Below are 14,321 nucleotides of genomic sequence, written 5' to 3' on the forward strand. Positions count from 1 at the left end.
TCGTCAGTGAATTCTTCATTTCTTGCGTAGATCGGTTGTACGCTGACCGCCGTGGCCACCAAACTCTCCGCCGTCGCCTCCTTCGCCGGCGTCAGCCTGGCCACGGTCCGCCGCGTCCTGAACGACCACCCGTCCATCGCCCAGGAGACCCGGGACCGGGTCCTCACGGCGCTGGACGTCCTGGGGCACGAGCGCCCGGCCAAGTTCCGCCACGGCCGGGCCGGCCTGGTCGGGCTGGTCGTCCCGGACCTGCAGAACCCGATCTTCCCGGCGTTCGTGGAATCGGTCTCCGCCGGCCTGGTGAAGCAGGGCCTGATGCCGGTCCTGTGCACCCGGACCACGGACGGGGTCTCCGAGGCGAACTACATCAAGCTCCTCATGGACCACGACGTCGCCGGGATCATCTTCATCGGCTCCTCCTACGCCGACGCGGGCCCGGAGTACTCCCGCGAGCTGCGCGAACGCGGCATCCCGATCGTGCTGATCAACGAGGCGGACAGCAACGAGGGCATCCGCCGGGTCAGCGTCGACGACGCCGCGGCCGTGGACCAGGCGCTGGACCACCTCGCCTCCCTGGGGCACACCCGGATAGGCATGGTCCTGGGGCCGGTCGGCCACATCCCGTCGGCCCGGAAACTCGGCGCCTATGTCGCGCACTGCGAACGCCACGGTGTCGAATCGGGCGCCTGGCGGGAACTGGTCGTCCACACGGGGTTCTCGATCGAGGACGGCCGGGCCGCGACGACCCGCCTGCTGGCCCCCGGTGTGATCTGTACTGCCCTGATATGCGCCAGCGACGCTCTGGCCTTGGGCGCGGTCCGTGCGGCGCACCGCCTGGGACTGTCCGTTCCCGGCGACCTGTCGGTCATCGGCTTCGACGACTCGCCCTACATGATCGCCACCGATCCGCCGCTGACGACCATCCGCCAGCCGGTCCGGGCCATCGCGGCCGCCGCGGCTGAGTCCTTGAAGACGCAGATGAGCGGCCATGCCGTGCTCGGCGAGGAGACGCTCTACGAGCCGGAGCTGATCGTCCGCGCGTCCACGGGTCCTGTCCGGCACTGAGCGCCGCACGCCTCCTCGCTTCACGCCCTGCTTCACGCCTCACTGTCCGCTTCGCGCTGTCGTGCGTGAGTTCCTGCGTTGGCGCGCAAGGAAATCCGTAGATCTTGACGACTTTTTGCGTTGACCTATGGACTTCGGGGTCGCCGAGCCGTACGGTTTCGCTGCACCACACCACCTCGAAACCTTGACGTAACCCCGCCACCAGCGCGAAGGGTCACGCCTGGGTACCCCCATGCCCTCGTCAGGAGTACGTCACGATGCTCCGCACCACGACCGTGATCGTCGTAGCCGCCGTCGGCTCCGCGATCGCTTTGACCGTCCCGGCACCGGCAGCGTCTGCCGGACCCGGCGCCGCGCCCCCGCTTCCGGCAGGTGCGAGCGTCCCGTTCACCGAGTACGACTCGGTGAACGCCGCCGCGACGAACGGCACCGTCACCGCCACTTCGCGCGCCTTCACCCAGCTCGCGGCCGAGGCCACCGGCCGCCGCGCGGTCCAGCTGGCCGCCGGCCAGTACGTCGAGTTCGTTCTTGCAAAGCCCGCTGACGCGGTCGACGTCCGCTACTCGACAGCCGACGGCAGCGCCGACTCCACGCTCCAGGTCACCGCCGGCGGCCAGGCGCCCGGAACCTTGCTCGCCTCGCTGCCCACGACCGCCAAGTACTCGCACTTCTACGGGAACTACCCGTTCACCAAGAACCCCGCCGACGGCGGTCAGCACCACTACTTCGACGACACCCGCGCCCTGCTGGGCCGGGTCCTGCCCGCCGGAACCCGGGTGCGGATCACGGCGTCGGCCCCGACGACCGTCGACGTCGCCGACTTCGAGGACGTCGCGCCGGCAGCCGCAGCACCGGCAGGTTCCCTCAGCGTCCTGGACTTCGGCGCAGACCCGACCGGCGCGACCGATTCCGGTCAGGCGATCCAGAACGCCATCGACGCCGGCGCCGCCGCGCACCGGACGGTCTGGATCCCGCCGGGCACGTTCACCGTCACCCGCCAGCTCACCGTCGACACCGTCACGGTCGTCGGCGCCGGGCCCTGGTACTCGGTCCTGCACGGCGCGGGCGTCGGCGTCTTCGGCAAGCCCGCCCCGACTCCCAGCACCGTCGTCCACCTGAGCGGCTTCGCCATCTTCGGCGAGACGACCATGCGCGACGATTCCGTCTCCGACAGCGGTCTGGGCGGATCGCTTGGTGGCGGCTCGACGGTTGACGACCTCTGGATCCAGCACACCAAGGTCGGAATGTGGTTCGACGGTCCGGCCGACGGGCTGACCGTCTCGGACACCCGCATCCAGGACACCACCGCCGACGGCGTCAACCTGCACGACGGCGTCAGCCACGTCACGGTCCAGAACACCTTCGTCCGCAACACCGGCGACGACGGCATGGCGATGTGGTCCGACCAGAACGCCGACCACGACAACGCCTTCGTCCACGACACGGTGGTCCAGCCTCAGCTCGCCAACGGCTTCGCCGTCTACGGCGGGCACGACAACACGGTCAGCGACGACCTCGCCGCCGACACCGTCACCCAGGGCGGCGGCGTCCACGTCGGCAACCGCTTCGGCTCGGTCCCGCTGTCCGGGACGACGACCATCGCCGGCGACGTCCTGCTGCGCACCGGCGACCTGGTCCCCAACGACCCGACCGAGATCGGGGCGCTGTGGTTCGACGCCGCCGACTCGCCGATGACCGGCGCGATCGCCGTCCACGACGACACGCTCCTGGACAGCTCCTACGCCGGGATCCAGTTCGTCGGCAAGAGCATCACGAACGTCTCGGTCGACCGGGTCGCCATCGCCGGCGCGGGGACGTTCGCCGTGCAGCTCCAGGGCCCCGGCGCCGCGACGTTCTCGAACGTCGTCGCGGTCGGTCTCGGCGCGCGCGCCGGAACCTATGACTGCGCCAGCGGATTCGCCCTCACCAAGTCCGGGCTGAACGCCGGCTGGAACACCACCGCCTGCGGCTTCCCGCCGAGCGGGGCGCTGACGATCGACAAGGCCGCCGGCGTCGACTTCGGCTTCCAGGCCCTCAACACCGCCGCGACCCAGCCGATCACGATCACCAACCCCGGGCCGAAGCCCATCACCGTGCAGAGCATCACCGCGCCCGCCGGGTTCACCACCGACCACCCCTGCGGGACCATCGCGGTCGGCGCGTCGTGCACCGTCCACGTCGGGTTCGACCCGGCCACGTCCGGCAACTTCACGGGGCTGCTCACGATCGACAGCACCTCGCCGGCCGGTCCCTACGTCGTCGGGCTCAAGGGCGTCGGCTACGACCCGAACGGCGACCTCGCGCTGGGACGGACCGCGACCTCCAGCTCCCAGCAGTGCTCGTGGTGCGGTCCGGACAAGCTCACCGACGGCGACCCCACCACCTACTTCGAGAGCGCCGACGGGACGTTCCCGCAGACCGCGACCGTCGACCTCGGCCAGACCGTCTCGGTGGACCGGATCGTGCTGAAGCTGCCGCCGAACTGGGGCGCGCGGACCCAGACGATCGCGGTCTCGGCCGACGGCGCGCCGCTGGTGGCCTCCGCCGACTACGTCTTCGACCCGGCGGTCGCCGGCAACTCGGTGACGATCACCTTCCCCGCCCAGAGTGTCCGCACCCTGACGCTCACCGTCACCGGCAACACCGGCTGGCCCGCCGCCCAGCTGTCCGAGTTCGAAGCGTACGCGCACTGAAAGGAGTGATCATGTCCCCCACACCCACCCCCATCCCCCACAGACCACTCGCTGCGGTTCGAGGACGCAGACGGGCCTTGGCGATGTCGACCGCGGGAGCGGTCACCTTCGCCACCGTCGCCGTCTGGGCCATGGCGCACTCGGCGTCGGCCGCCGGTACGACGTACGAAGCGGAGAACGCGTCGCTGTCCGGCGGCGCGGTCGTCGCCACCGACCACGCGAACTACACCGGTACCGGCTTCGTCGGCGGCTATACGGATACGAACAAGGGCTCTGCGAACACGGCCTTCACCGTCAGCGCCTCCGCTGCCGGGAACGAGACCGTCGCGCTGCGCTATGCGAACGGCACCGGCGCGCAGATGTCGCTGTCGTTGTACGTCAACGGCACGAAGCTCAAGCAGATCCTGCTCACGGCCACCGCGAACTGGGACACCTGGACGACCGAGACCGAGACGGTCGCGCTGAACGCCGGCAGCGACACGATCTCGTACAAGTTCGACTCCTCCGACCTCGGCAACGTCAACCTCGACAACATCACCGTCACCCCGCCGACGCCGCCGCCGGCCGGCCAGTTCGAGGCCGAGAGCGCGGCGCTGTCCGGCGGCGCGGTCGTCGAGAGCGACCACGCGAACTACACCGGTACCGGCTTCGTCGGCGGCTACACCGATACGAACAAGGGTTCTGCGAACACGGCGTTCAGCGTGCCGGAATCCGCCGCCGGATCCACGACGACGACGCTGCGCTATGCGAACGGCACCGGCGCGCAGATGTCGCTGTCGTTGTACGTCAACGGCACCAAGCTCAAGCAGATCCTGCTCCCGGCCACGGCGAACTGGGACACGTGGGGGACCGAGACCGAGACCATCAGCCTGAACTCGGGAAGCAACACGGTCTCCTACAAGTTCGACTCCTCGGACCTGGGCAACGTCAACCTCGACAACATCGTCGTCGCCCCGATCACTCCACCGACCAGCACGCCGAGCAGCACGCCGTCCAGCACGCCGTCCAGCACGCCGTCGACCTCCCCGAGCTCCAGCCCGCCGCCGCCGTCCGGTGCGACCTACGAGGCCGAGACCGCCTTCACCGTCGGCGGTCCGACCGTCGCGACCTCGACCAGCGGCTACACCGGCACCGGCTACCTGACCGGTTTCACCAACCAGGGCGCCGAGACCGTCGTCGACGCCGAGGTGCCGACCGCCGGCACCGACGCCGTGACGCTTCGCTACGCGAACACCAGCGGCTCGGCGCAGACGATCTCGCTGTACATCAACGGTCTGAAGAGCCGCCAGCTCTCGCTGCCGGCCGGCAGCGGATGGCTGACCTCTGCGCAGAACATCGCCCTGCGCTCCGGTGAGAACCTCATAGGCCTCCAGCACGACAGTGGCGACAGCGGTAACGTCGCCATCGACAACGTCACGGTCGCGAACGGCACCGCGCTGGCTGCCGTCGGCGCGACGCTCCCATACACCGAGTACACCGCGACGAGTCCGCAGACGCAGACCAACGGCACGGTCCTGCCGGCCAGCACCAGCTATCCGAGCATCCAGGCCGAATCGACCGGCCGCCGAGCGGTCCAGTTGACCGCCACCGGGCAGTACATGCAGGTCACGCTGACCCACCCGACCAACTCGATCGTGGTCCGCTACTCGATCCCCGACAACTCCGACGGTTCCACGGCCAGCGCCCCGATCGCGCTCTACGCCAACGGGAACAAGATTCAGGACCTCACCCTCACCACCAAGTACTCCTGGCTCTACGGCGGCGGCTATTACGACACGCACTCCCCGAGCAGCGGCGCCGCGCACCACTTCTACGACGAGACCAGGGCCCTGATCGGCAACTGGCCCGCCGGAACGGTGCTGAAGCTCCAGAAGGACGCCGCCGACACCGCCGCCTCCTACACCTTCGACGTCATCGACACCGAGCAGGTGGACGCGGCCTTCGCGATACCGGCGAACTTCGTCCCGATCACCGACTACGGCGTCACGCCGAACAACGGCGCCGACGACACCTCGGCGATCAACAACGCGCTGAGCGCGCTGGCCGGGACCGGCACGGGTCTGTACTTCCCGTCCGGGACCTACGACATCTCCGGCCGGATCAACATCAACGGCGTCCCGGTGCGCGGCGCCGGCGAGTGGTACACGACGATCCAGTCCACGGCCGAGAACGGCAGCGGCGGTCTGTACACCACCGCCGGCGTGAACCAGATCGCCGACCTGACCATCTCCGGCGACCAGACCTCGCGGAACAACGACTCCGGCGCGGCCGCGATCGAGGGGACCTTCGCTCAGGGCTCGCTGCTGTTCGACGTCTGGATGGAGCACACCAAGGTCGGGCTGTGGGCGGTTCCCGCCGTCGGGCTCTATGCCTCCGGGCTGCGCGTCCGCGACGTCTTCGCCGACGGCGTCCACGTCCACGGCGGGAGCAGCGGGACCCGGATCGACCAGTCGCAGGTGCGCAACACCGGCGACGACAACCTCGCGCTGGACACCGAGGGCGGCAACGTCGTGAACTGCTCGCTGGTCGACAACACTGCCGAGAGCCCGATCCAGGCCAACGGGATCGGCGTCTACGGCGGAAGCGGCAACGCAGTGGTCGGCAATCAGGTCTCCGACACTGTCGCCTTCGGCTCCGGTATCACCATCAGCACCCGCTTCGGCGCCGGATTCAACGGTCCCACCACGGTGTCCGGCAACGCGCTGACGCGCACCGGCTCCTATGAATACAACGCCGGTTCCAGCATCGGCGCGCTGTGGCTCTACGCGAGCCAGTCCGACATGACTCAGCCGGTGACCGTCTCCAACAACACGATCACCAACGCCACCTACGAGGCGGTGCTGATGGGCGACGGCAAGCAGATCTCCAACCTGACGCTGGACCATCTGGCGATCAGCGGTGCCGGGACGTACGGCATCAACATCAGGAACCTGACCGGCGGCGGGATGACGGCGAACTACGTGACCGTCACCGGTGCGGCCTCCGGCGGTCTGAACAACCCCGGGAACTACGCGATCACGCGGGGACCGGGAGACAGCGGCTGGTAGTCCGCATCGCAGCACTCGCCCGACCCGGTGTCGCGTCGCTCCGCTTCGCGACACCGGGTCGGCGCCGGCTCCTGCACCGGCATCGGCACGACGTACGAAGCTTGCGAACCACACAGACGGGAACCTCCATGCCTGAAACCACCACCGGCCCCGCGACGACCGCCTGGTGGCGCACCGCGTCGATCTACCAGATCTACGTCCGCAGCTTCGCCGACGCCGATGGGGACGGGATCGGGGACCTCGCCGGCATCCGTTCCAGACTGCCGTACCTGCGTGATCTCGGAGTGGACGCGCTGTGGCTCACGCCCTGGTACGTCTCGCCGATGGCCGACGCCGGGTACGACGTCGCCGACTACTGCGACATCGACCCGGTCTTCGGGGATCTGGGCCAGGCGGAGGCACTGATCGACGCGGTGCACGAGCACGGGTTGCGGATCATCATCGACATCGTCCCCAACCACTGCTCCGATCAGCATCCCTGGTTCCAGGCGGCGCTGGCGGCCGGCCCCGGCTCGCCGGACCGCGACCGCTTCTGGTTCGTCGAGGGCAGGGGATCCGGCGGCGAGCTTCCGCCCAATGACTGGCAGGCGTACTTCGGCGGACCGGCGTGGACGCGCATCACCGAGCCCGACGGCAGCCCGGGCCCGTGGTACCTGCACATGTTCACCCCGGAGCAGCCGGACCTGAACTGGGAGGACCCCGGGACGCTCGCCGCCTTCGAGGAGATCCTCCGGTTCTGGCTCGACCGCGGGGTCGACGGCTTCCGGATCGACGTCGCCCACGGGCTGATGAAGAAGCACGGGCTTCCGGACGTCGGTCCCGTCCCGATCCCTGACGACCTTCCCTACCAGGACCGGCCCGAAGTGCACGACGTGTACCGCGCCTGGCGCCGGGTCACCGACTCCTACGACGGCGAGCGCGTGATGGTCGGCGAGATCTGGCTGCCGACCCCCGAGCAGTACACGCGCTACCTGCGTCCCGACGAGCTGCACTCGGCCTTCAACTTCGAGTTCCTGTGCAGCGCGTGGGAACCCGCGGCGATCCGCGACGTCATCGACTACACGCTCGCCTCCCACGCCGGCGTCGGGGCCCCGCCGACCTGGGTGCTGTCCAACCACGACACGATCCGGCACGTCACCCGCTACGGCCGCGCGGACACCAGCTTCGACATGGGCCACAAGCGCCACGACGACCCGTCGGACATGGCCCTGGGCACCCGCCGCGCGCGGGCGGCGGCGCTGCTGACCATGGCGCTGCCCGGCGGCGTCTACGTCTACCAGGGGGACGAACTCGGCCTGCCCGAGGTCGTCGACATCCCCGCGGACCGCATCCAGGACCCGACCTGGGAGCGCTCCGGCCACACCGACCGCGGCCGCGACGGCTGCCGGGTCCCCCTGCCGTGGTCCGGCGACGCGCCCCCGTTCGGCTTCTCCGGCCCCCACCCGCAGGCCGAACCCTGGCTGCCGCAGCCGGCCGGCTGGCAGCAGAGCACGGTCGCGCGGCAGAGTACGGACCCCGAGTCGATGCTGAACCTGTATCAGGACGCGCTGGCGCTGCGCCGCAAGCTGATCGCGCAGCTGCCCACCGAAGTGACCTGGATCGACTCCGGCGCCGACGTCCTGGCGTTCTCGCGCTCGGAGGCCTTCACCTGCATGGTGAACTTCTCCGACCGCCCGATCGCCCTTCCCCACGGGCATCGGGTACTGGCCAGCAGCGAGGCGGTGACCGGCGACCTGCTTCCGTCGAACGCCGCCGTGTGGCTGGGCGCGGATTCCTAGAGGACCGGTTCGCCACGCGTGGCCAAGCCACCAGCCGCGCATTCCCGCGAGCTTGAATAAGATCGTTGCTCGAATCAGCGGTGTGTGGCGGTGCGTTTACGTACTCTGACTTCCATGGACGCGAGCTCCGGTGCAGGGGAGGGGCTGCCCGCCGCCGCGGTCGCGTCGCCCGGCTTCGGGCGGCGTTTGGCCGAGCTGCGTGCGGCGCGGGGCTGGTCGCTTTCGGTGCTGGCCGAGCGGACGAGGATCTCCGTCTCGCACCTGGGCAATCTGGAGCGGTCCGAGCGCCGGCCCTCGCGGCAGCTGGCGGAGATCTGCGACCGGGTGCTCGGCGGGGGCGGGGAACTCATCGCGCTCGTCCCGGCGCCGGTGGGGCCGCTCGCGCCCGACGCGGGGGCGCTGGTCGTCGGGTACACGGCGGTGCTGGAGTCGCTGCGCGATCTCGGCAGGTCGACCGGGCCGCGTTTCGTTCTCGGCCCGCTCGTCGCGGCGGTGCGGGTGCTCCGTGACGGCGCGGCGGGGGTCGACGGCGACGACGGCCGCGCCCTGTGGCTGTTGGCGGCGCGCTTCGCGGAGTACACGGGGTGGATGGCTCAGGAGTCGGGCAACGATGTGTCCGCCATCCGCTGGTGCCAGACGGCTGTGCAGTGCGCAGATCGCGGGGGAGACCCGACGATGGCGGCCTATGCGCTGGTCAGACGTGCCCTGATCGCGCAGCATCGCGGCGATGCGAAGAGCGCGATCGGTTTCGCCCGCCGGGCCGCGGCCCATCCGGCCGTGTCCGCCGAGGTCCGGCAGGTGTCCGCCGTGGGAGCCGGCGGCGGACACCTGCCGGACGTCGCGGCGGCCGCCCGGATCCGGGCCTTCGCCGCGCGCCGCGAAGCACAAGCCCATGCCCTGACCGGCGATGAACGGTCGTGCCGCCGGGCGCTGGAGACGTCCCGAGAGCTCATCCTGCGGCACCCGGAGCCGGCCCCCGGCAGCTGGGGGTGGGGTCCGCGGGCCACGCCCGAGACGCTGGGCCTGGTCGAGGCGTCGTGTCTGGTCGCCCTGGGGCACTTCGGCCGAGCCGTGCGGCTCTTCGAAGCCGAGTTCGCCCGGTTGCCGGTCGCTGACAACGCGCATCAGCGCTTCGTCGTGCGCTACGCCGCGGCGCTGGCCGGGGCCGGCGATGCCGGCCGGGCGCGCGAAGTCCTCGCCGGTCTGCGTCCGGCGGCCGACCGTCTGGATTCGGCGACGGTTCGCAACGAGCTGCGGTCAGTCGGGTGCTGACCGGCTTGATGGTCCGTCCTTCTCGTCAAGGAGTCCGATGTCGACGATCTTCATCAGCTTCCGCAAAACCGACGCGCGGTGGTTGCGGGAACGTGTCCACCAGACGCTGACCGGTCGCTTCGGCGCGGATCGGGTGTTCCAGTCGGGGGAGTCGATCACCCCGGGGACCGCCTTCCCGGACGCGTTGCTGCGCCAGGCTGCCGAGTGCCGGATCATGCTGGTGCTGATCGGTCCGGGCTGGCTGTTCGCGGCGGACGAGACCGGTCAGCAGCAGTTGCTGCACCGGGACCAGGACTGGGTGCGCCGCGAGATCCGGACGGCGATGACGTCCGGGAACCTGGTGATCCCGGTGCTGCTGGGGGACGCGACGATGCTGCCGGCGGCGACCCAGCTGCCCGCCGACATCGCGGGCCTGGCGACGCTTCAGTTCCTGCGCATCCCGGACACGCAACCCCAGCCGGCGCTGGAGGAAATGGCGTCGAAGCTGGCCGGGATCCTTCCCGGCCTGGCGCCGACAGTGCAGTCCGAGGCGTCGAGTCCCGCCTCGGCCGCGACCTCCGTGCGCCACCAGACCACGGTGTACGGCGGCAGCGGTTCCACCGCGGTGAACACCGGCAAACACGGGGTCTCAGTGGCGGCCGAGGCCGGCGCCACGGTCCACGTCGTGCAGAAGCTCCGCAGGTGGGCCGTGGCGAACCCGGCCCTCGCCCTGACGGCCACGGCCGCACTCCTCGGCGGAGGCGGGTACGGAGTCTTCCAGGCCGTATCCGGCGCCGCCGCATCGCCGCAGAGCCCCGCCGCCGCGCAGGCGGCCAGGAGCGTACTGGTGCCCGGTGGCGCGGCGGGCGGCTCTGCCACGTCCGGAAAAGCGGTGTCCGGCACGTCCGGAACAGTCACCGCGACGCCGATCGGATCCCCGCTCGACGAAGCCGACGGCAGGCAAGTCCTCGCGTCCGCGTTCAGTCCCGACGGGCACGTCCTGGCTGTCGGCAGCGGAAACGGCGACGGCAGCCCCGGGGGCGGCGCGATCCGGTTGTGGAACATGACAGACCCCGCACATCCCACGCAGTTAGGCGCACCCCTGACCGGCTTCACGAACGATGTCCTGTCCTTGGCGTTCAGTCCCGACGGCCACACCCTGGTCGGCAGCGGCTGGGATCACACGATCCGGCTGTGGAACGTGACCGATCCCGCTCATGCGACCCCGCTGGGGCAGCCGGTGGGCGGCTTCGAGCATCCCGTCTGGCAGGTCGCCTTCAGCCCTGACGGACGCACCATCGCGGTCACCGACGAAGACACCTGGTTCCAGCTGTGGAACGTGGCCGACCCCGCCGCCCCCGTGCTGCTGACCCAGACAGACACCGGCTCCGCGGTGGACAGGGCGGTGTTCAGCCCTGACGGTCGGACGCTGGCTAGCTCGGCCATCGGGCAGGTCGGTCTGTGGAACGTGACCGACCCCAGCCATCCGGTGGCGCTGGGTCAGGGTCAGGACTCGTCCGGACTGGCGCCGGCCGCATCGGCGTTCAGCCCCGACGGCCGCACCCTGGCCGTCGGAGGGCAGGGCGACCCGTGGATCCAGTTGTGGAACGTGAGTGATCCCGCCCACCCCGCCCAGGTCGGCCGCATGCCCATCGGCCCCGAGGTGGAGCAAGTCACGACGGTGGCGTTCAGTCCCGACGGCCGTACGCTGGCCAGCGGCCAGGACGACCACACGACCCGGCTGTGGAACGTGGCCGACCCCGCCCACCCCACCGCGATCGGCCTGCCCCTCAGGGGCCACACCGACAACGTCTACACGGTCGTGTTCAGCCCCGACGGCCGCATCCTGGCCAGCGGGGGCCGGGATCACACGATCACGTTGTGGGAGATGACTCCCGGTTCGCCGTGAGGCGAGCCTTCAGGGTCTCCCACACCCACACCGCGATGCCGGCCGCCACCAGGCCGGCGGCCAGCCCCATCACGCCGGACCAGCCGTGCCCGCTCAGGACCGTGCCGGTCGCGGCGGAGGCGGCGGCGCCTCCGACGAACACGCCGGTCATGTACAGCGAGTTCATCCGTGCTCTGGCATGGGTGCTCAGGCCGTAGACGTCGCGGACGCTGAGCACGTGGTGTCCCTGGACCGCGAAGTCCAGCAGGATCGCGGCCACCGCCAGCAGCGCCACGTGCGCCGCCCCCACGGCCGCGACTCCGATCGCGACCATGGCCAGGCCCAGCGCCGCGCCTCGGGCGACCTTGCCGTGGCCGCGGTCGCCCAAGCGCCCGGCGACCGGGGCGGAGGCGGCTCCGGCGGCGCCGACCAGGGCGAACAGGGCGATGCCCGACTGGCTCAGGTGGTGGCGGTCCGCGAGTTCGTAGGGGACCGCCGTCCAGAACGCCGTGAACGCCGCGAACATCGCCGCCTGGGAGAACGAGCGGCGGCGCAGGAGCGGCTCGCGCAGGGCGAGACGGAACGTCGAGGCCAGGAGCGCGGGGTAGCTCGCGGTGTGTTCGGGCTTGCGCTCGGCCAGGCGCAGGCGGAGCAGGACCGCGACGACCAGCATGATCACCGACGACACGACGTAGACCGAGCGCCAGCCCCAGGCGGTGGCCAGCAGGCTGGAGGCCGAGCGGGCCAGCATGATGCCCAGCAGCAGCCCGCCGGTGACCTGGCCGACGACCTTGCCGCGGATCTCCGGCGGCGCCAGATGCGAGGACAGCGGGACCAGTATCTGGGCCACCACCGAGGTCAGGCCCACCAGCACGCTCGCGGCCAGGAACACGCCGATGTTCGGGGCGGTGGCCGCCAGGATCAGGACGGCCGCCGTGACGATCAGGGTCCTGGTCACCAGGCGCCGGTTCTCCAGCAGGTCGCCGAGGGGCGTCACGAACATCAGGCCCAGCGCGTAGCCGATCTGGGTCATGGTCACGATCAGCGTCGCGGTGCCCGTGCCGACCCCGAGCGAGCGGCCGATCGGGCCGAGCAGCGGCTGCGCGTAGTACAGGTTCGCCACGCTCGCACCGCAGGCGAAGGCCAGGGCCAGCACGGTCCAGCGCAAAGCCCGCGATGAGTCCGTCGGCGCGGCGGGCGCTATGACGGGCGATTCGATGGTGTTACTCAACGTGCACTTCCTATTAATTGAACGGTTAGTTCGGTATCTCGGCGACGGGGCGCGGCTCCGCGCGCGACTCTGTGCGAGGCGTGATTCCGGCCAGCGCGTTGTCGACGAGTTGCTCCACGAAGGACTCGGTGAGCTCGGCGTGCCCATAGAGCAGCCGGAAGTACACGGGCCCGAAGATCAGGTCCATCACCACGTCGGTGTCGAGGTCGGGCCGCAGCTCACCGCGACGGATCCCCTGACGGATGATCTCGGCCGTGACCGCACGGCGCGGGGCCAGCCAGTGTTCCCGCAGCGCTCGCGCCAGGTCGGGCTGCGCTTGGGCGTCGGCGGTCAAAGCCCGCATCAGGGGACCGCCGGAAGACTCGGTGAACAGCTTCACCGCGGCCAGCGCGATGATCCGCAGCGCTTCCGGCGCGGTGGCGTCCTCGGGCAGGTTCCAGGAGTCGGCGGCCTTGGCCATGAAGCCTTCCAGCGCCACCGCGCCGCGCGAATCCCACCACTTGTAGACCGTCGCCTTGCCGACGCCGGCGCGCGCGGCGATGGCGTCGATCGTCGCGGCCTTCAGCCCGCCCTCCATCATGATCTCGCCGGCCGCCGCCAGGATCGCCTCGCGGCTGGCCTGGCTCCGCGGGCGGCCGCGGCGTGATGCCGCCGGCGGGTCCGACGGGTCTGACGGGTCGGGCGGACTCGGGCTCATCGCGATGCTTCTCCTCAATTCCTGAACGATGCGTTCAGGATACACGGGAGAACGTCGCGATGCCCGAATCGATTCCCGGCTCCTCGGAATCAGCCGCCTAGCGCCCGGCGGCGCCCTCCCTGCGCAGCGTCATCATCGTGCTCGTGACGCTCGCGACCGCCTTGCCGTCCTCGCGCAGCACGTCGCACACGTAGTGCGTGATCGTGCGCCCGGAATGCGAGGGCCGCGCGTGGGCGGTCAGCGTGCCGCGCCACACCGGCCGCAGGAACGTGGCGCGGATGTCGATGCTGGTGAACGACTCGCCGGCGGCCACCACCGTGGAGTGCGCCGTGCCGATCGCGGCGTCGGCGAGCTCGGTGAGGAAGCCGCCGTGGAGCGTGCCCTGCTGGTTGCCGTGCAGCGCCGCGGCGTCGACCGTGACCTCGACCGAGGCGGTGCCGGGGCCGACCGCGGTGATGCGGAAGCCGAGCAGGTCAGAGATCGCGGTCGGATAGCGCAGATGTGTGGTGTCAGTGGGGCCGAGGGCCCCGGCGAGCTGGCGCTGAAGGAATTCCAAGACCGGGAGATCGCCGGTGAGCTGTGGTTCTGGCACCCCGCCACGCTAGAAGCCGTAGCCTGGGACAATCAACGAATTGTCCTGAGGACAGACGGGGACAGCCGAGGGCCGAGGA

9 protein-coding genes are annotated in these 14,321 nt (G+C 70.4%); 6 read left to right on the forward strand and 3 right to left on the reverse strand.

All coding sequences use genetic code 11. The features are described from left to right. The first annotated feature begins 51 nt into the window (after positions 1-51). From ABIA35_RS12045 to ABIA35_RS12070, 6 genes are all read left to right on the forward strand, one after another. A complete protein-coding gene (locus tag ABIA35_RS12045) occupies positions 52-1,065 on the forward strand; it encodes a LacI family DNA-binding transcriptional regulator (protein WP_370334516.1) in 1,014 nt (337 codons plus the stop codon). 257 nt (positions 1,066-1,322) lie between these two features. Next, positions 1,323-3,758 (forward strand): choice-of-anchor D domain-containing protein, encoded by a 2,436-nt coding sequence (locus ABIA35_RS12050; protein ID WP_370357891.1) that lies wholly within the window; start codon positions 1,323-1,325, stop codon positions 3,756-3,758. An 83-nt stretch (positions 3,759-3,841) separates the two neighbouring features. After that, positions 3,842-6,805, forward strand: a complete 2,964-nt coding sequence (locus ABIA35_RS12055; protein WP_370357974.1) for a CBM35 domain-containing protein — start codon at positions 3,842-3,844, stop codon at positions 6,803-6,805. A 128-nt stretch (positions 6,806-6,933) separates the two neighbouring features. Continuing rightward, positions 6,934-8,583, forward strand: a complete 1,650-nt coding sequence (locus ABIA35_RS12060; protein ID WP_370357892.1) for a glycoside hydrolase family 13 protein — start codon at positions 6,934-6,936, stop codon at positions 8,581-8,583. A 114-nt stretch (positions 8,584-8,697) separates the two neighbouring features. Beyond that, positions 8,698-9,855, forward strand: a complete 1,158-nt coding sequence (locus tag ABIA35_RS12065; protein WP_370334524.1) for a helix-turn-helix domain-containing protein — start codon at positions 8,698-8,700, stop codon at positions 9,853-9,855. Between the two features lie 37 nt (positions 9,856-9,892). Then, positions 9,893-11,743: a toll/interleukin-1 receptor domain-containing protein gene (locus tag ABIA35_RS12070; RefSeq protein WP_370357893.1), complete on the forward strand. Its 1,851-nt coding sequence runs from the start codon at positions 9,893-9,895 to the stop codon at positions 11,741-11,743. Here the strand turns inward: ABIA35_RS12070 and ABIA35_RS12075 are convergent. The 3 genes from ABIA35_RS12075 to ABIA35_RS12085 form a co-directional block, all read right to left on the reverse strand. Then, positions 11,709-12,953, reverse strand: a complete 1,245-nt coding sequence (locus ABIA35_RS12075; protein WP_370357894.1) for an MFS transporter — start codon at positions 12,951-12,953, stop codon at positions 11,709-11,711. The genes ABIA35_RS12070 and ABIA35_RS12075 overlap by 35 nt on opposite strands. Before the next feature lie 25 nt (positions 12,954-12,978). After that, the gene (locus ABIA35_RS12080) at positions 12,979-13,650 is read right to left on the reverse strand and encodes a TetR/AcrR family transcriptional regulator (RefSeq protein ID WP_370357895.1); all 672 of its coding nucleotides are present in this window, start codon (positions 13,648-13,650) and stop codon (positions 12,979-12,981) included. A 97-nt stretch (positions 13,651-13,747) separates the two neighbouring features. Further along, positions 13,748-14,149, reverse strand: a complete 402-nt coding sequence (locus tag ABIA35_RS12085; RefSeq protein WP_370357975.1) for a PaaI family thioesterase — start codon at positions 14,147-14,149, stop codon at positions 13,748-13,750. Positions 14,150-14,321: the final 172 nt, after the last annotated feature.

Origin of the sequence: Catenulispora sp. MAP12-49 (genome assembly GCF_041262705.1) — a bacterium.
In the GTDB taxonomy this organism is placed as follows: domain Bacteria; phylum Actinomycetota; class Actinomycetes; order Streptomycetales; family Catenulisporaceae; genus Catenulispora.